Here is a 17,426-nt window from a genome sequence, read left to right as displayed (position 1 = left end):
CTACTCCGCGATCGTTTCCAGAAAGGCAGCCAGTTCGGCATCGGCAATCGACACGCTGTGCTCCGGCGCCGGATAGGTGCCTGATTTCACATCGGCAATGAACTCGCCAAAGGCCGCGATTCGCTCCTGTTGCAGCCGTTCGAACTCGGCGGCGAAATTGCGATAGGTCTTGGCGTGGCGCGGGCGCTTGTTGACCCCATGACCCAGCACATCCTCGGTGAACAGGTACTGCGCATCCGCATGCGCCCCGGCCCCCATGCCCAGCATCAGGAGCGGCGTGTTTCGGGCGATCACCTCGGCCACCCGGTCGGGCACGACCTCAAGTTCAGCGCCGAAATACCCAATGTCTTCTAGGCGTTTCACATGATCCCAGAGCGCCCGCGCGCTGACCGCGGTCTTGCCCACCGCCTTGAACCCGCCGGTCCATGTGCATTGCGACGGGATCAGCCCCACATGCGCCACCACCGGGATGCCATTGTCACAGAGCAGTTTCTGAATCTCCAGCGAGGCCGAGCAAAAGACGCAATCGCCACCCGTCTGCATCGCGGCATGGGCGGCGCGCAGGTAATCCTCGCCCGTGCAGAGCTCCCCTTAGAGAAGCCCCACCTGAACGAAACAATCGCCCGCCGCTTCGCGCATCTCGGGTGTCCAGAGCGGCGCGATGATCGACAGCATGTCGATGCCCGCCGTCGCGGCTGCGCGGGCCTCGTCAGGTGTTTCCACGAACAGCATGGTGAGCGTGTCCCCCGCCGCCTTGCGCGCGCGGACGTCCGCCACGGTGGGTCTTGTGTGATACATGCCCATGCTCAGATCTCGATCCAAACACGCCCGCCCTCGACCTTCACCTTGTAGGTGTTCAGGTTCACACAAGCCGGTGCGCGCAGGGCCTCGCCGGTGCGGTAATCAAAGGTGGCGTTGTGCTTGGGGCATTCGATCTCGTATTCCATGACCAGCCCGTCCTCCAGATGCACCTGCTCATGGGTGCAGAGCCCGTCGGTGCAGAAGAACTCGCCATCCGGGCTGTGATAGATCGCGAATGTCCGGCCCTTATGGTCAAAGCGGATCAGGTCCTCTTCGTCGATCTCATCGGCTCCGCAGGCGTCAATCCATTGGCTCATGATCTGTCCTTTCTCACTCTGCGGGCATCGCCGCATGAAACTCTTCGCGATAGGGTTTGGCCGTGGCGGGCAGGTCCCGGGTCAGGAAATAATCCTCATAGGCCAGTTGCCTGCGCAGCACCGGGATGATCTCGGCATAGGCCTCCCGGATGGAGCGGTTGGGCGCGGGCAGGTCATGTTTGATCGCCGCGTGCAGCGCGGGCAGCCGGTGATAGGGCACCATGGGGAACATGTGATGTTCGACATGGTAATTCATGTTCCAGTAGATGAAGCGCGACACAGGATTGATATAAACCGTGCGCGAATTCAGCCGGTGATCGGTCACATTCTCGGCCAGTCCCGCATGTTGCATCACGCCCGTCAGCACATGGTGCCACGCCCCGTAAAGACGCGGCAGGCCGATCGCCATCAGCGGCAGGATCGACCCCATCCCCACGGCCAGCGCAATCACGCCCGCATAGATCGCTACCCAGATACGCGCGACGCGGATCACCTTGGGCTGTTCGTGGTCCGGGATATAGCTGGCCTCTTCGGGGTGAATGCGGCCCGACGCATTGTAGAGCATCCGCGCCCAGCCGTTCCACGCGTCGAAAATTCCGAAAAAATTCATCACGATGCGGAACAGCGCGGGCGGGCGCATGGCGACAATCTCGGGATCGCGACCCACGATGATCGTGTCGGTGTGGTGGCGCGCATGGCTCCAGCGCCATGTTACCGGGTTGCGGACCATGCAGAAGCTGGCGATCTGGTAGAGCCAGTCATTATAGGCCCGCGTCCTGAACGCCGTGCCGTGGCCGCATTCGTGCCAGCGTGAATCCATCGCCGAACCGTAAAGCACCCCGTAAGCCAGCCAGAACGGTGCGCTCCACCATGAGGGCCAAAGCGCGATACCGATCGCGGCAAAACCGATCATGCAGGCAAACAGGATCACCGTGTCGCGGATCGCCGGTCCATCGCTGCGCTTCATCAGCTCCTTCATGTCCTTGCGCGGAATGTCGGTGTGATACCACTGTGCCGCCGCAAGCCCGACCTCGACGGCACGGCGGCCATCCTCGCCTGTCATGGAGTAATCCCGCGTGGTCATCCTGCCCTCCCTCGAAAGATGCGTTGCAAGGACATGTTAGGCGCAGGACGATCCGGCGCGGAAGGATCAGGGCTTGCGAGTACATCAAATTGCATCAATTCTGACGGGGTTGTGTGATGTAATCCCATCAAGGCCCCGCCATGCACCACCGCCCCACCATCAAGGATCTGGCCCAGGCCGCCGGTGTCGGAACCGCCACCGTGGACCGTGTGCTGAACGGGCGCGGCCATGTCTCTGCGCGGATGCGACAGGAGGTCGAGGCCGCCGCCACGCGGATCGGCTTCCCCCTGCCCGGCCAGGGCATCAAGGCCCGCCCCGATCTGCGGCTGGGCTTTGTCCTGCACAAATCCGGACAGGCGTTTTACCAGGGGTTCGCGCAAGAGATCGAGACGGCCTGCGCGCGCCACACGTCGGCCCGGATCGTCCCGGTGATCCGCTACGCCGCGTCGCAAAGCCCCGAGGATTTTGCCGATGCCATTCGGATCGCCGCCGAGGGGGCCCATGCGGTTGCTGCCACGGCGGTCAACCATCCGGTGCTGTCGCGCCTGACCGACGAATTCCGCGCCGATGGCACGCCGCTATACTGCCTGCTCAATGATTTCGGCGGACGGGCCAGCGCCGGGTATTTTGGCGTGGATAATATGAAGGTCGGGCGGCTGGCGGGCTGGATGATGGCCACCCGGCTCCAACGCCCGGCGCGGGTGGGCGTCTTTGTCGGGGGCACGCGCTGGCACGGACAGGCGCTGCGTGAAACCGGCTTTCGGGCGGCCCTTCGCGAATTCGCCCCGCACATCGGGATCACCGACACGATGGTCAATCTCGAAACCCGCGCCGTGACATACGAGGCGACACTGGACCTTTTGCAGCGTCACGAGGATTTCTCCGGGCTCTACGTGGCCGGTGGCGGCATGGAGGGGGCGATTGCCGCCCTGCGCGATGCCCGCCCGGCGGGGCGCGTGGCGTTGATCGTCAATGAATTGACCGACGACAGCCGCGCAGCGCTGGCCGATGGCTACGCGCTGATGGTGATTGCGACGCCGCTCGCCGCGCTCTGCCGGGCGCTGGTGGATCGTATGGCCGCTGAGGAACCGGCCGCTGACGCCCCACCGCTGTTCGAGCCGCAGATATACCTGCCGCCCTCGCTCTGAGCCGCAAAGCTTGATCGGGGGCGTCGATCCGCGTTACCGTCGGAGCAGTTGCTCAAAGGAATTCTTTCGTGAAACGTATTGCTGCCGCCTGCCTTTGCGCGCTGGTGTCTTCGGTCTTTCATCCCGCCGCCGCCTCTGCGCTTCAGATCACACCGGGCAAGGAAGGGCTATGTCTTGCGACATTGTCCGGTGCCATCGAAAAAGACGATGTGGCCAAGCTCCGCGACATGCAGCTGGAGGCGCCCGAGGGCTGGCCAAACCTTGAAGATGGCCGCTGGAAGACGCTTTGCCTCGACAGCCCCGGCGGCTCCTATACCGAAGGCTTTGCCATCGCGCAGCACCTGCTGGACAAGAACATTGGCACGGTGGTGGATGACGGGGCAAGCTGTCTGTCGGCCTGTGCGCTGGTGTTCATGTTCGGCACGGCCTACCAGACCGAAAGCAACGCGCTGACCAACCGGCGCCTGCATGTGGGCGGCAAGCTGGGGTTTCATCAACCGGACCTGCGGCTGGATGAGACCCGCCACTATTCCGTGGCCGACGTGCGCGCCGCATTCGAGGTGGCTTTAGATTCAACATTGCGGTTCCTTGCACTGGCCGCGCGCCCCCGGCCCGACAATCGCCGTCCCTTCGTCGAATCCGACCTGCAAGAGGCGATGCTGGCCCATAAGGGGCAGGATTTCTTCATGATCGACACGGTGAACAAGGCCGGGCGCTGGGGGATCGAGCTGTTCGGTTTCGAGGAACCGGCCTTTTCCGAGCTGGGCTTTTTCTTTGCCTGCCAGAACATGGTCACATGGCCCGCGCAGCTCGCCGGTGATCAGATCCCCTGGGGGCGCAACGATTACGATTATTCCCTGCGCCAGACGCAATGGACCGCCGGGGGCCTGACGCGCGAACGCTATGACCTGCAATTTGCCGGAATGCAGACCTATGACTGCGCGGCCACCGTGGCCCAGCATTGGTCGGGCCGTATCCTGCCCATGCTTTGTGGCTACCGTGAAAACACAAATTCAAGCGCCGGGCCGGATGATTGCAACGCGCCTGACCGGCTTTATTCCTGGGCTCCGATCCCTGCTCAGGCGATGTTCCCGGCAGCCACAACGCTGGAGGCGCTGGCCACCGGCACCGCTACCGAGCAAATGCCCAAGCCAGCCCCCCTGCCCAATCCCTGCATCTCGGAACGCGGCACGGCGCGGGTGATCAATGTCAAGAATTACACCTCGCTGCGCGAAAGCACGAGCCACGAGTCCGACAAGCTCGATGAATTGCCGAAAGGCTCCGAATGGGACGTGCCGCGCAGCCCGACGGTGGATAGCGACCATTACCGGCACGAGACCTGTCTGCAACTGTGCCAGCAGGCCGAGCAGGAGCAACCCTATGACCGGGTGGTTCTGGGCGAATGCATTGCCGACAACTGGATGTGGTTCGAAATCACCGGCCCGTCGGGCAAGTCGGGCTATGCCAGCGCGAAATTTCTGGATTACTGATCTGTCACCACACCCTTGGTCAGGATGATATTGCCATAGAGCCGCCGTTCGCCGGTCTGGACGATGGCAAAGGCGGCTTTGGCCAGATCGTAGAAGGCAAAACGCTCGACCGCCGCGATCTCTGCGGGGGCGTCAGCGTGCGCATTGATGATCTGCTGAAATTCGGCCACCGCTTCGGGGATTGCCTCGGGATCGCCCACCACCTGCATCACGTGGGCGGGCGCGTCGACGAATGTGTCAAGCGGCATCAACGACAGCACCGCGCGCAGAGCGGCTGAGGCGTCCACACCGCCAAGGCGGATGCATGTCGGGCCGGTGCTTTCGCCGGGAAAATTCGCGTCCACGATGGCAATCGTGTCGCCATGGCCCATGGCGCGCAAAGCATACAGCAGATCGGGGGTCAGGATCGGGTCAAGGCCGCGCAGCATGGCAGGTCTCCTTTGTGTCTCAGGGCAAAAGATGCATCAGCCGCGCTCCGGCCTCGTAATAGGCGCTGCGCAGTTTGGGGAAGCTTTCGCCATAGGTTTCAATGGCTTGCAAAGGGGCATTCGATAGGTCGCCAGACAGGATGCCACGCCCCAGCGCCAGCCCCATGACTGTACCCGGTGCAATGCCGCGTCCGGAATAGCCAAAGATCGCGTAAAGTCCCGGACCGGAGCGCACCAGCTTGGGCACGTGATCGCGGGTCATGGCGATGCGACCGTGCCAGACACCGGTCAGGCTCTGGCGCCCCAGATCGGGGAACAGGGCCGTCATCTTCTTTTGCAACCAGCGCAGATGCAGTCCGCCGTCGCGCTCGGGCAGGCCCATGGCCCCGATGATCAGCCGTCCGGCGGCGTCGCGGCGGAAAGACGACATTACCAGTGCGGTATCCCAGCAGCCCTCTTCGCCCTGAAGAATATCGGTGTTTTCAAGCGGGTCTGTCGCGGCCTGAAAGAAATGCACGAGGCTGGTTTGCGCCCGCGCCATGCCCGGGATGGGCAGGTGATAGGCATTGGTGGCCACCAGCACGCGCGCTGCGCTGACGCGACCATTGGGCGTTTCGAGCACCCATTGCCCGCCCTCGCGGCGCGACCCGGAAACCGGCGTATTTTCAAAGATTTGCGCGCCAAGGCTCACCGCCGCCCGCGCCAGCCCGCGCACATAGGCCAGCGGCTGGATCGTGCCCGCGCGATGATCGAGCAGCGCGCCATGTACCGCGCGGCTGCCCACCCTTGCCTGTGCGGCGGCAGCGTCCAGCACCTCCACCGGCGCGCCGCGCGCCTGCCATTGCGATGCGCGCCTTTCCAGATCACGCATGGCGGACGGTTTATGGGCGCAATGCAGTGTGCCATTGCGCCGCGCTTCGCATCGGATCTGATACCGTTCGATCAGGTCAAAGACCGTCTCTGGTCCCTGCCCCAGCGCCTCGATCAGCCGCGCGCCGGGACCGGCCCCCAATGCGCCCTCCACCTCGTCAGGCGGCAGCCACAGCCCGGCATTGACCAGACCGACATTGCGTCCCGAACCGCCGAACCCAACCGTTTCCGCCTCAAGCACGGCCACCGACGCGCCCTTGTCCGCTGCCGCGAGCGCAGCCGCGCATCCGGTATAGCCCGCACCGACAATGGCAATGTCCACGCGCAGATCGCCCTCAAGCGGCGGCGCGTCAAACGCCTCCGCCGCTGTCTCTTCCCAGAGGTTGCCCGCTGGGATTACCACCTAGAAGAATGCCTGCAGCCCGGTCTGGGCGCGGCCCAGGATCAGCGCATGCACGTCATGGGTGCCTTCATAGGTGTTGACGGTCTCAAGGTTCATCATGTGTCGGATCACCTGGAACTCTCCCGAAATGCCATTGCCACCATGCATGTCGCGGGCCATGCGCGCAATCTCCAGCGCCTTGCCGCAATTGTTGCGCTTGATGATGGAAATCATCTCGGGCGCAGCATTGGCCTCATCCATCAGCCGCCCAACGCGCAGCGCGGCCTGCAGGCCCAGCGCAATCTCGGTCTGCATGTCGGCCAGCTTCTTCTGGAACAGCTGGGTGCCGGCGATGGGCTTGTTGAACTGCTTGCGGTCCAGCCCGTATTGCCGCGCCGCGTGCCAGCAGAATTCCGACGCGCCCATCACGCCCCAGGCGATGCCATAGCGGGCGCGATTGAGGCAGCCAAACGGCCCCTTGAGCCCCTCGACATTCGGCAAAAGCGCGTCTTCGCCCACTTCAACGCCGTCCATCACGATCTCGCCGGTGACCGAGGTGCGTAAGGAGAGCTTATTACCGATCTTCGGCGCGCTCAGCCCTTTCATGCCCTTGTCCAGCACAAAGCCGCGGATCTTGCCGCCATGGGCGTCGGATTTGGCCCAGACGACAAACACATCGGCGATGGGCGCGTTGGAAATCCACATCTTGGAGCCGCTGATGCGATAGCCCGTGTCGGTCTTCTCGGCGCGGGTCTTCATGCCCGCAGGGTCTGACCCCGCGTCCGGCTCGGTCAGTCCAAAACAACCGATCAGTTCACCCGAGGCCAGCCCGGGCAGGTATTTCTGCCGCTGCTCTTCCGAGCCATAGGCATAGATCGGATACATCACGAGGCTGGATTGCACCGACATCATCGAGCGATAGCCGCTGTCCACGCGCTCGATCTCACGGGCGACGACGCCATAGGTCACGTATCCAGCACCGATCCCGCCATATTCCTCGGGGATTGTGGTGCCCAACAGGCCCATCTCGCCCATTTCCCGGAAAATCTCGGGCGCGACGGTTTCCTCGGCAAAGGCGTCAACCGCGCGCGGGGCGAGCTTTTCGCTGGCATAGGCGCGGGCGCTTTCGCCGATCATGCGTTCTTCTTCGCTGAGTTGGTCATTCAGGTGGAACGGATCGTCCCAAGCAAACTGCCCCAGATCGGGGGCGTCCTTGGCTTTGAGCGGGCGTGTATCGAGAGCGGCCATCACAGGTCTCCTGTTTCGGATCATTTGCCGGGAGCCTAGCGCATCCGGCGCAAGGCTGCTATCAATCATCTCTCCTGAGTTCATGAGGAAATGTCATGACCCTGTCCCGCCGCCTCTTGCCGTCCCTGCCCGGATTGCGTGCGCTTGAATCGCTGGACCGGCTGGGCAGCGCCACGGCGGTGGCCGAGGAATTATCGCTGACCCAAAGCGCGGTGAGCCGCCAGTTGCAGACGCTGGAGGACCAATTGGGCGTGTCTCTGCTGGTCCGGGCACGGCAGCGTATCACCCTGACGGAAGCTGCCCGGACCTACGCCGCACAGGTGCGCGCGGCGCTCGATCAGATCACCAATGCCTCGCTGCAATTGCAGGTTTCGCCCACATCCGGGGGGCTGAACCTTGCAATTCAGCCGACATTTGCCATGCGCTGGCTGGTGCCGCGCCTGCCGGATTTCGCCCATCGCCATCCGGATGTGGCGATCTCCATGGCTACGCGGCTCGACCCGCCGGATTTTGCGCGCGATGGGTTCGATGCCGCGATCCGGTTTGGATCAGGCCAGTGGCCAGGTGTTCATGCGCTGCTTCTTCAACGCGAAGAGGTGCTGCCGGTCTGCGCGCCGGCGCTGCTGCCTGAAGAGAATTGCGACGCGCCCAAAGCATTGCTGAGCATGCCGTTTCTGCATATCCGAACCCGCCCCGAGGGCTGGGCGGACTGGTTCGCGGGTCAGGGCATGGCGGGCGTTCAGATCCCTGGCGGCGGCACGATCCTGGATCAACATGCCACGATCCATCAGGCGGCCTTGCACGGGCTGGGGGTGGCGCTTCTGCCCGACTACCTCGTGCGCGAGGATCTGGCCACCGGGCGGCTGGTGCTGGCCTGTAAGGCGCGACCGGTGTCTTTGGGCGGCAATTATCTGACCTGGCCCGAAATGCCTGCACCGGGCCCGGCGATGATCGCGTTTCGGGACTGGCTGGCGGAGCAGGCGGAGGGGGGCGACGGGCTGCCAAGGTGAGAGAGTTTTTTCGATTGGTGTCCGGTCAGAGCCCACCGTTGCCAGTTGCTGCGCGACGCATGGATGTCTGCTCTCCAAGACCCGGGCAATACCGGGTCAAAATCATACCTTGTTTTGCCAGTGGATTATGGCACAAGACTTGCCAAGGAACATGATTGAGGCGCCGCACGTGACCCAAAACACTTTTCCTGTCGTCCGGCGAAGGTCCGGAGCCAATAGCTTAGCCGTCCGGAGATAGCGCTTTTGGGGGATGCTCGCAGCCGTCAATAAGAAGCGCCGCGCCTTCGGTCGCTTCGCGGCGCAAGGCAAGCAACGGACGATAAGAATCCGATCTGTACCAGTCTTCAGCCTTGGCCCGTGAGGGGAACTCGATCAGCACGGGCATCCCGATTGCCCATGAGCCTTCGATTAATTCGGCTTGTCCCCCTAAGACGCGGTAGCGCCCCCCGTAGGCGTTCACTGTCTCCAGAACGCCGGACTGGTATTGTCCAAGCTTTTCCGTGTCTTTGACATCTCGTACATCGAAAAGAACAAACGCGGACATCTTTCATACCTCCTTTTTGCAAAGCCGGAAGCCAATGGACCGAACGAGGCGTATCCATCAATCTTCAGGCGTTTAATCAAAGGTACCGGGCGTGCCTCGTGCAATATAGTACAGAATCTGTAGTATCTCCGGCTCCACCGCCACCGGGCCGTTCCATGGCTTGCTCGTGTCGAGCGGTTTACCAATATTCACACCTTTCCGACACCAGCGAAGACGACCCTCGTTGACTGAGACGTTTCTTCTCCAAGCCGTCATTGGCGCGGCTGCAGCAAATCGACGCTTTGTCCGCACAACGGACATATGGTCAGCTTCCCAGGGGCTCCGCCCGTGATCTGCTCAAACGCTCCCCCGGAGCGTTTGCCGGGCCGAAGGCCCGGACCGCAGATCACCCCAGCGCATACCCCGCGCCGCGCACGGTGCGCAGCGGATCATCGCCGCCATGCTGGCACAGCGCCTTGCGCAGCCGCCCGATATGCACATCCACGGTGCGCGTATCCACGTAGATGTCACGCCCCCAGACCCGGTCGAGCAATTGCTCGCGGGTCCAGACACGGCCCGGCTTTTCCATGAAAGTGGACAGCAGCCGAAATTCCGTCGGCCCCAGCTTCAGCGCCTCACCACCCCGCGTCACACGGTGGGTCTCGCTGTCCAGCACGATATCTTCGTATTCCAGCCGTTCGCCCACCGCCGCGGGCCGCGTCCGGCGCAGCTGGGCGCGCACCCGCGCCATCAGCTCGATCACCGAGTAGGGTTTGATCACGTAATCATCCGCGCCGGTCTCAAGCCCGCGCACGCGGTCCACCTCTTCTGACCGGGCCGACAGCATGATCACCGGGACATTGCGCGTCTCGGCCCGGGTCTTGAGCCTGCGACAGACCTCGATGCCCGAGACATTGGGCAACATCCAGTCCAGGAGCACGATATCGGGTGCTTCCTCTTCGACCAGCAAAAGCGCCTGTTCGCCATCCTCGGCGCGGGCCACGCGGAACCCTTCGGCCTCAAGGTTATAGCTCAGGATTTCCCGTTGCGCCGGTTCATCCTCGACCACGAGTACCGTGGGCTGCTGAGCGGACATGGATCAGCCTCCGACCCTGGGCGACAGGGTCGAGTCGTTGGATGTCACGTCTTCCTTGGGGCGCGACACCGGCAACTCGCCTTCGACAAGGAACACCACCTGTTCGGCAATCGCGGTCACGTGGTCGCCCATGCGCTCGACATTCTTGGCGATGAAATGCAGATGCATGCAGGCGGTGATGTTGCGCGGGTCTTCCATCATGAAGGTGAGGAATTCGCGGAAGGTCGCATTATACATCTGGTCCACCTCGGCGTCGCGATTGATGACATCCATAGCCAGCGCCGCATCGCGCTGGATATAGGCGTCAAGCGCGTCGCGCAGCATCAGCTCCACCTCGCGAGACATGCGCTTGAGCGCAGCGGTCGCCCCTTCGATAGGTGCGAGTTGCATCAGCACGTCATTGCGCTTGGCCATGTTCTTGGCCATGTCGCCGATCCGCTCCAAGTTCGCCCCCATGCGCATCACCGACAGGATCACCCGCAGGTCGATGGCGGTGGGAGCGCGCAGTGCGATCACGCGCGCGGCCTCGTCATTGATGAGGTCTTCGAGCGCGTCAATGGCCTTGTCGCCTTCGCGCACCTTGGCCGCCAGTTCTACGTCGCGGCTGTCGAGCGCCTCGGCCCCGTCAAGGATGGCCTGCTCAACCAGGCCGCCCATTTTCATGATCTTGGCCTGGATTCCTTCGAGATCGCGGTCAAACGCGCTTGAGATATGCTGTTGCATGGTCATGGATTCCTTAGCCGATCCGGCCGGTGATGTAGCTTTCGGTGCGGGGGTCTTCGGGGTTGGTGAAAATCTTGGACGTTTCGTCATATTCGACAAGGTTGCCCAGGTGGAAAAACGCGGTCTTCTGGCTCACCCGCGCGGCCTGTTGCATCGAATGGGTGACGATCACCACGGAATATTGCGCGCGCAGTTCGTCGATCAGTTCCTCGACCTGTGCGGTGGCGATGGGGTCAAGCGCCGAGCACGGCTCATCCATCAGCAAAACCTCGGGTTCGGTGGCAATGGCCCGCGCGATGCAGAGCCGCTGCTGCTGGCCACCCGACAGCCCGGTGCCCGGCGCGTGCAGCCGGTCCTTGACCTCGTCCCAGATCGCGCCGCGGCGCAGGGATTTCTCGACGATCTCGTCCAGATCGGCCTTGGAGCGGGCCAGCCCGTGAATGCGCGGACCATAGGCGATATTGTCATAGATCGATTTGGGGAACGGGTTGGGCTTCTGGAACACCATGCCCACCTTGGCCCGAAGCTGCACCGGGTCCACCTTGCGGTCATAGATGTCCTGCCCGTCGAGCAGGAAGGAACCTTCGATCCGCGCCACGTCAATCGTGTCATTCATCCGGTTGAGACAGCGCAGGAAGGTGGACTTGCCGCAGCCCGACGGCCCGATAAAGGCCGTCACGGTCTTGTCCTCGATCTTGACGCTCACGTCCTTGATGGCGTGATTGTCTCCATAGTACACCTGACAATCGGTGCATTCGAACTTGATATCTTCCGTGGACACTGTGTTCTCCGTACTGCGCGGCGCGTCATACATATGTGTATCCTCCATCGCCCGTTTTACCAACGACGCTCGAAACGGCGGCGCAGGATGATTGCGATGATGTTCATGGTCAGAAGGAAGGCGAGAAGGATGATGATCCCGCCCCAGGCTTTTTCGTAAAAGCTCACATCGGCGCGCGCGGCCCAGGTATAGATCTGGGCGGGCATGGCCGAGTTGGCCTCGGTGAAGCCCTGGGCAAACCCTTCCGGGTAGCCGCGCGCCACAAAGCCCACCATACCAATGAGCAGGAGCGGCGCGGTTTCCCCCAGCGCCTGCGCCAGACCGATGATCGTGCCGGTCAGGATGCCGGGCATGGCCAGCGGCAGCACATGGTGGAACACGGTCTGCATCTTGGACGCGCCCACACCCAGCGCCGCCTCGCGGATCGAGGGCGGCACGGATTTGAGCGAGGCGCGGGTCGAGATGATGATCGTCGGCAGGGTCATCAGCGTCAGAACAAGGCCACCGACCAGCGGCGCGGATTGCGGCAGGTGCATGAACTGGATGAACACCGCCAGACCCAGGATGCCGAAGACGATGGAGGGCACGGCGGCGAGGTTGGAAATATTCACCTCGATCAGGTCGGTGAATTTGTTCTGCGGCGCAAACTCCTCAAGATAGATCGAGGCCGCCACGCCGATGGGCAGCGACAGCGCCAGAACCACCAGCATCATGAAGAACGAGCCCACAACCGATGCCCCGATGCCCGCACCGCCGGGGTTGTCCACGCCCGAATCCGTGCCGGTGATGAAGGTCCAGTTGAACGCCTGCTTGATCACGCCCGCCTCTTCCAGCGCATCGACAAGGTCCAGATCGCTGAGTTGCAGGAAACGGCTGTCCTGCAGCGTGTCGCGGGTCACACGGCCCTTGAAATAGCCATCGACGCGGCTGGAGGCGGCCAGTTCAAAGCGCACCGGCGCGCCCAGCGTGTCGGGGTTTTCCTTGTAATGCTCGCGGATCGTGCTGCCGACCTTGCCCAAAAGACGCTCAATGGCCTTTTCGTCAAATTCGACCTCAACCCCCTTTTCACCCAGCTTGCCCTGCAGCTCGGCGATAAACAGGTTGGAATAGGCCTTGGTCTTGAACAATTCCTTTTCCGCCGCGTCGAACTGCTCTTGCGTCAGGGTGAACTCCACATCCACCACGGTGCGGGTGAAGGCGGGAAGCCCCGAGCGGATGATCGAGGTGAACAGCACCACGAGGAAGAACAGCCCGATCAGGATCGCGCTCAGCCCGTAGGCGCGAAAGCGTTTTTCGGCGGCGTTGCGTTTCTTGGTGTGCGCGTCGGCCTGGCTCAGCTGTTTGCCGGAATGCGCAGGCGTGTTGAGGCTTGCATCGGTCATTCGTACTGCTCCCGGTATTTGCGCACGATGTACAGGGCAAAGACATTCAGCCCCAGCGTCAGAACAAACAGCGTCATGCCAAGCGCAAAGGCAACGAGCGCCTCGGGGCTTGCGAAGTCCGCGTCACCGGTCAACTGGCTGACGATCTTGGCGGTGACGGTGGTCATGGCCTCGAACGGGTTGAGGCTGAGCCGGGCCGCCGCCCCTGCCCCCAGCACCACGATCATGGTCTCGCCGATGGCGCGGCTCGCGGCCAGGAGGATCGCGCCCACGATGCCCGGCAGCGCGGCGGGCAACACCACCTGGCGGATGGTTTCCGATTGCGTCGCGCCAAGGCCATAAGAGCCGTCGCGCATCGCCTGCGGCACCGCATTGATGATGTCGTCCGACAGCGACGAGACAAAGGGGATGAGCATGATGCCCATCACAAGCCCGGCGGTCATCACCGCCGTCCCGGCCTGCATCCAGCCCAGACCTTCATCGCCAAAGACGCTGACCAGGAGCGGGCCGACGGTGAGCAGCGCGAAAAGGCCGTAAACGATGGTCGGGATACCGGCCAGTACCTCAAGCAACGGTTTGGCCACGGCGCGCACCTTGGGACCTGCATATTCGGACAGGTAGATCGCGGCGAACAGCCCGATCGGCACGGCCACGGCCAGCGCCACGATCGAGATATAGAACGTGCCCCAGAGCAGCGGGAGGACCCCAAGATCTGACGCGCCCCCACGACCAGAGAAGCTCGGTGCCCAGCTGGTGCCGAAGAAGAAATTGGAGGCGGGGTACAGCCGGAAAAATTCGACCGTGTTGAAAACCAGCGACAACACGATGCCCAGCGTGGTCAGGATCGCCACAGAGGCGGCGGCAATCAACAGTGCGCGCACGCCGTTTTCCACCACGTTGCGCGCCCGGAACTCGGCCCGCGCCTCATTGACCCCGTAGAATGCTCCGGCCAGCGCAACGGCAACAACCGCGATCAGCATGGCAAACGCGCCCTTGGCATTCAGATCACGGTAGCGTTGCGCGGCGGTCAGCACCGGTTGCGTGATTTCCGCAGTTACGATCTGCCCGGCTTCTTTCAGCTTGTCGGTCAGCGCGGCAATATCCGCATCGGGATCGGCAGCGTCCCGCGCAGTTATCAGGTCTTGCGCCACGGCGGCGTCCAGCCCGTCCGCCGTGCGTCGCACCTCGGCCATCAAAAGACTGCGCGAGGCACCGTCCTTGATGGCGCTGTCGGGGATCATCGAAGACACGGTGCTGCCCACATAGAGCGGCTGCGCCAGCAGCCAGACGATGAGGAGGCCAAAGCCCGGCACCATCGCCTTGAGCGCCACGTTCCAGCCGTAATAGCCCGGCAGCGAATGCAGGGCGCGCGCATCGCCGCCGGCGCTGGCCAGGGCGCGGCCACGGCCCAGCACAAAGCCCGCCGCGGCAATCGCCAGCACGATCAGAAAGAGCCAGAGTAATGGCATCATGCCCCCCAATGAGCAGATTTTTCAAAAGGTCCTAAAAGAGTACGGGGGCGGCGAAATAGGCCGCCCCCGGCAATCGGGCCTCTGCCCTGATTACATGCCACCGCCCATGGTGGTCTCATTAGCAATCGCCGCCTGGGTCGCGGCCAGGTCCGGGTCTGCGACCAGACCGTACTGGGCCAGCGGGCCTTCGGGGCCTGCGATTTCGTCAGCGGTAAAGAACTGGGCGTATTCCTTCAGGCCGGGGATCACGCCGATATGGGCTTTCTTCACGTAGAAGTACAGCGGGCGCGACACCGGGTATTCGCCGGTCGAGATGGTTTCGGTCGAGGGGGTCACACCCGACATGGTCGCCACTTTCAGCTTGTCGGTGTTGTTCTCGTAGAAGGCCAGACCAAACACGCCGATGCCGTTGGTATTGGCGTCGATACGGGCCAGCGTCTCGGTGTAGTCGCCGTCGATATCGACCGATTTGCCGTCCTGACGCACGTCAAAGCAGGCATCCTCGGCGTCGTCCTCGGACATGCCGCCTTCGATCATGGCTTCCATCGCGCCGGTGGCTTCACAACCCGCCAGCAGGACTTTTTCCTCAAACACTTCGCGGGTGCCGTGCTTGGTGCCCGGGATGAACATGGCGATCTCGACGCCCGGCAGATCGGCGTTGAACTCGGCCCATGTCTCGTGGGTGTTGTCGACCAGTGCGCCGTCTTTCATCACTTTGGCGCCGATGGCGTTGTAGATGTCGGCGGGTTCAAAGGCGGTAAAGGCCGGGCCGGTCTGCTGCGACGCAAACACGATGCCGTCATAGCCGATGCGCACTTCGATGATGTCGGTCACGCCGTTCTCGGAACAGGCCTTGATCTCTTTTTCGCGGATGGCGCGCGACGCGTTGGCCACGTCGATGGTGTTTTCGCCCACACCTTCGCAGAAGCGCTTGAGACCCGAAGAGGAGCCGCCCGATTCCACGACCGGGGTCGGGAAGTCGGTGTTGTCGCCGAACAGCTCGGCCACGATGGATGCGTAGGGCAGAACGGTGGAAGACCCGGCAACCTGCACGTTGTCACGCGCGGCAGCGGTGGTTGCGGAAAGGGCAGCGATCGCCAGAGTGGAGGCGGTCAGTTTCGCAAATGTCATGGAGAAGCTCCTGTTGTCTCACATCGGGACGCCGGGTTTACGGTTTTGAAAGCGTCCGCTGGGGGCTGACTATTGGCGTTTGGCTATGCTTTTGTGACATGTGTGTAACGGTTTTATGACAAGGCGCGCGTGATGGGGGCCCATAGCGCCGATACTCGCAGAAATCTGAGTCAAGGCATTGTCTTTGCTTGATATTTATTGCTTCGACCTGCGACAGGCTGGCGCAGACGCGGGTTAAATCACACGGTCACTTTGCCGGATTTGTGAGGGTCTGGCGCGATGCAGTGCGGTATTGTGACAGCTTCTTTGCCAATTTCTGATTCCCTGACGCAGGGGCAACCGCAGCAGAGATTTCATCCGATGAAATCGAACCGAAATCTTTTGAAGATTTCGCGCCCATAGCGTTTCGGGATTGTCTTGAAACACAAATACCCTGCCACGCCCGCGGCGCTCTCGGGACATTTGTGATGCTCGAAGCGTCAGGTGAACCCCGAAACGCTTAAACCGGCAGGATCACCCGGAACTCCGCCCCCTGCCCCGGTGTGCTGTCGATCTGCACGCGGCCGCGATGCCGGTTCACGATATGTTTGACAATCGCCAGCCCCAAACCGGTGCCGCCCATCTCGCGCGAGCGGTGGCTGTCCACGCGATAGAACCGTTCGGTCAGGCGCGGGATATGCACCGGATCAAAGCCGGGACCGTAATCGCGCACCGTGACGGTGACCGCCTCGCTGCGCAGGCGCGGATGCATGGCCGACGCGCTCAGGTGCAGGTCCACCCGCCCGCCGTCCTTGCCGTATTTGATGGCGTTTTCGACCAGATTGGTCAGCACCTGGCGCAATTGATCCTCGTCTCCGGGCACCACCACCTCATGCTCCGGCAAATCGAGCGTGACCTCGACCCCGGCCTCGGAGGCAAGGGTCTGAAGCCCGTGGCGCACCGATTGCAACAGCGCGTCCAGTGACACCGGATCCTTGGGGCGCATCCGTTCGCTGGCCTCGACCCGGCTCAGCGACAGCAGATCGCCCACGAGCCGGTTCATGCGCGCGGCCTCGGCTTCCATGATGCCCAGAAACCGTTCGCGTGCCGCCGCATCCTCGCGCGCGGGGCCCCGCAGAATGGTTTCGATGAAGCCCGTCATCGCGGTGAGCGGCGTGCGCAACTCATGGCTGACATTGGCGACGAAATCGCGGCGCATCTGGCCCGCGCTTTCCACGTCGCTTGTGTCCTCGAAAATCAACAGGACCGCGCGCCCAACCTCGCGCTCGATCAAAGCGCAGCGCACGGTAAAGCTCGCATCCTGCCCGTCCCGGCGCGTCAGAAAGCTGGCACTGCGGGTTTTCCGGTCACGCAAGGTCGCCTCGACCGCATCCAGAAGCGCGGGTTGGCGCAGCGCGGTGATGAAATGCCGCCCGACCATGGAACGGTCCAGCACCCGCGTGGCCAGATCATTGACCATCACGATGCGCTCGTCCTCGGAAATCACAACAGCCGGCTGCGGCAGCGCATCGACAACAGAGGCCAGCACACGCTCCATCGC

18 protein-coding genes are annotated in these 17,426 nt (G+C 62.8%); 3 read left to right on the top strand and 15 right to left on the bottom strand.

Annotated features, from left to right (window positions below):
* Genes PGB28_RS10965 through PGB28_RS10950 form a run of 4 tightly spaced genes read right to left on the bottom strand, consistent with a single transcriptional unit; the run spans position 1 to position 2,202 of the window.
* Positions 1-564 (bottom strand): 3-methyl-2-oxobutanoate hydroxymethyltransferase, encoded by a 564-nt coding sequence (locus tag PGB28_RS10965; protein ID WP_271421645.1) that lies wholly within the window; start codon positions 562-564, stop codon positions 1-3.
* A gap of 27 nt (positions 565-591) precedes the next feature.
* On the bottom strand, positions 592-798 hold the full coding sequence (locus PGB28_RS10960) for a hypothetical protein (RefSeq protein WP_271421559.1): 207 nt from the start codon (positions 796-798) through the stop codon (positions 592-594).
* Between the two features lie 8 nt (positions 799-806).
* Entirely contained in the window at positions 807-1,118 is a 312-nt protein-coding gene (locus PGB28_RS10955) for a MocE family 2Fe-2S type ferredoxin (protein ID WP_271421558.1), read from the bottom strand.
* A 13-nt stretch (positions 1,119-1,131) separates the two neighbouring features.
* Positions 1,132-2,202: a fatty acid desaturase family protein gene (locus PGB28_RS10950; RefSeq protein WP_271421557.1), complete on the bottom strand. Its 1,071-nt coding sequence runs from the start codon at positions 2,200-2,202 to the stop codon at positions 1,132-1,134.
* 140 nt (positions 2,203-2,342) lie between these two features.
* Between PGB28_RS10950 and PGB28_RS10945 the strand changes: the two genes are divergently transcribed.
* Both PGB28_RS10945 and PGB28_RS10940 read left to right on the top strand, forming a co-directional pair.
* Positions 2,343-3,350: a LacI family DNA-binding transcriptional regulator gene (locus tag PGB28_RS10945; RefSeq protein WP_271421556.1), complete on the top strand. Its 1,008-nt coding sequence runs from the start codon at positions 2,343-2,345 to the stop codon at positions 3,348-3,350.
* Between the two features lie 68 nt (positions 3,351-3,418).
* On the top strand, positions 3,419-4,840 hold the full coding sequence (locus tag PGB28_RS10940) for a hypothetical protein (RefSeq protein WP_271421555.1): 1,422 nt from the start codon (positions 3,419-3,421) through the stop codon (positions 4,838-4,840).
* On the opposite strand, the gene PGB28_RS10935 is transcribed toward PGB28_RS10940, so the two are convergent.
* The 3 genes from PGB28_RS10935 to PGB28_RS10925 are packed head-to-tail and all read right to left on the bottom strand — an operon-like array spanning position 4,834 to position 7,768.
* Positions 4,834-5,268 (bottom strand): RbsD/FucU family protein, encoded by a 435-nt coding sequence (locus PGB28_RS10935; protein ID WP_271421554.1) that lies wholly within the window; start codon positions 5,266-5,268, stop codon positions 4,834-4,836. The genes PGB28_RS10940 and PGB28_RS10935 overlap by 7 nt on opposite strands.
* A 19-nt stretch (positions 5,269-5,287) precedes the next feature.
* Positions 5,288-6,541, bottom strand: coding sequence for an NAD(P)/FAD-dependent oxidoreductase (locus tag PGB28_RS10930; protein ID WP_271421553.1), 1,254 nt, complete (start codon positions 6,539-6,541; stop codon positions 5,288-5,290).
* Positions 6,542-7,768 carry an acyl-CoA dehydrogenase gene (locus tag PGB28_RS10925; protein WP_271421552.1) on the bottom strand — a complete coding sequence of 409 codons (1,227 nt, stop codon included), beginning with the start codon at positions 7,766-7,768 and terminating at the stop codon, positions 6,542-6,544. It lies immediately after the preceding gene.
* A gap of 95 nt (positions 7,769-7,863) precedes the next feature.
* Here PGB28_RS10925 and PGB28_RS10920 point away from each other — a divergent pair, with 95 nt between their 5' ends.
* Positions 7,864-8,778, top strand: coding sequence for a LysR substrate-binding domain-containing protein (locus tag PGB28_RS10920; protein ID WP_271421551.1), 915 nt, complete (start codon positions 7,864-7,866; stop codon positions 8,776-8,778).
* Between the two features lie 220 nt (positions 8,779-8,998).
* On the opposite strand, the gene PGB28_RS10915 is transcribed toward PGB28_RS10920, so the two are convergent.
* From PGB28_RS10915 to PGB28_RS10880, 8 genes are all read right to left on the bottom strand, one after another.
* Positions 8,999-9,322: a DUF1330 domain-containing protein gene (locus PGB28_RS10915; RefSeq protein ID WP_271421550.1), complete on the bottom strand. Its 324-nt coding sequence runs from the start codon at positions 9,320-9,322 to the stop codon at positions 8,999-9,001.
* 385 nt (positions 9,323-9,707) lie between these two features.
* Positions 9,708-10,397, bottom strand: coding sequence for a phosphate regulon transcriptional regulator PhoB (gene phoB, locus PGB28_RS10910; RefSeq protein WP_271421549.1), 690 nt, complete (start codon positions 10,395-10,397; stop codon positions 9,708-9,710).
* 3 nt (positions 10,398-10,400) lie between these two features.
* Positions 10,401-11,126, bottom strand: coding sequence for a phosphate signaling complex protein PhoU (gene phoU / locus PGB28_RS10905; protein ID WP_271421548.1), 726 nt, complete (start codon positions 11,124-11,126; stop codon positions 10,401-10,403).
* 7 nt (positions 11,127-11,133) lie between these two features.
* Entirely contained in the window at positions 11,134-11,934 is an 801-nt protein-coding gene (pstB, locus tag PGB28_RS10900; RefSeq protein WP_271421644.1) for a phosphate ABC transporter ATP-binding protein PstB, read from the bottom strand.
* Between the two features lie 23 nt (positions 11,935-11,957).
* Complete coding sequence (gene pstA, locus PGB28_RS10895; protein ID WP_271421547.1) at positions 11,958-13,283, bottom strand: phosphate ABC transporter permease PstA; 1,326 nt, start codon at positions 13,281-13,283, stop codon at positions 11,958-11,960.
* Entirely contained in the window at positions 13,280-14,752 is a 1,473-nt protein-coding gene (pstC, locus tag PGB28_RS10890; RefSeq protein ID WP_271421643.1) for a phosphate ABC transporter permease subunit PstC, read from the bottom strand. The genes pstA and pstC overlap by 4 nt, the downstream gene beginning before the upstream one ends.
* A 93-nt stretch (positions 14,753-14,845) precedes the next feature.
* Positions 14,846-15,886: a substrate-binding domain-containing protein gene (locus PGB28_RS10885; RefSeq protein WP_271421546.1), complete on the bottom strand. Its 1,041-nt coding sequence runs from the start codon at positions 15,884-15,886 to the stop codon at positions 14,846-14,848.
* Positions 15,887-16,385: 499 nt separating this feature from the next.
* Entirely contained in the window at positions 16,386-17,423 is a 1,038-nt protein-coding gene (locus PGB28_RS10880; protein WP_271421545.1) for a sensor histidine kinase, read from the bottom strand.
* Positions 17,424-17,426 lie beyond the last annotated feature (3 nt).

The organism is Primorskyibacter aestuariivivens (assembly GCF_028023675.1).
GTDB classification, from domain to species: Bacteria; Pseudomonadota; Alphaproteobacteria; order Rhodobacterales; family Rhodobacteraceae; genus Marinovum; species Marinovum aestuariivivens.
The sequence above is the reverse complement of the archived record's forward strand: the minus strand, read 5'-3'. Positions and strand labels throughout refer to the sequence as shown.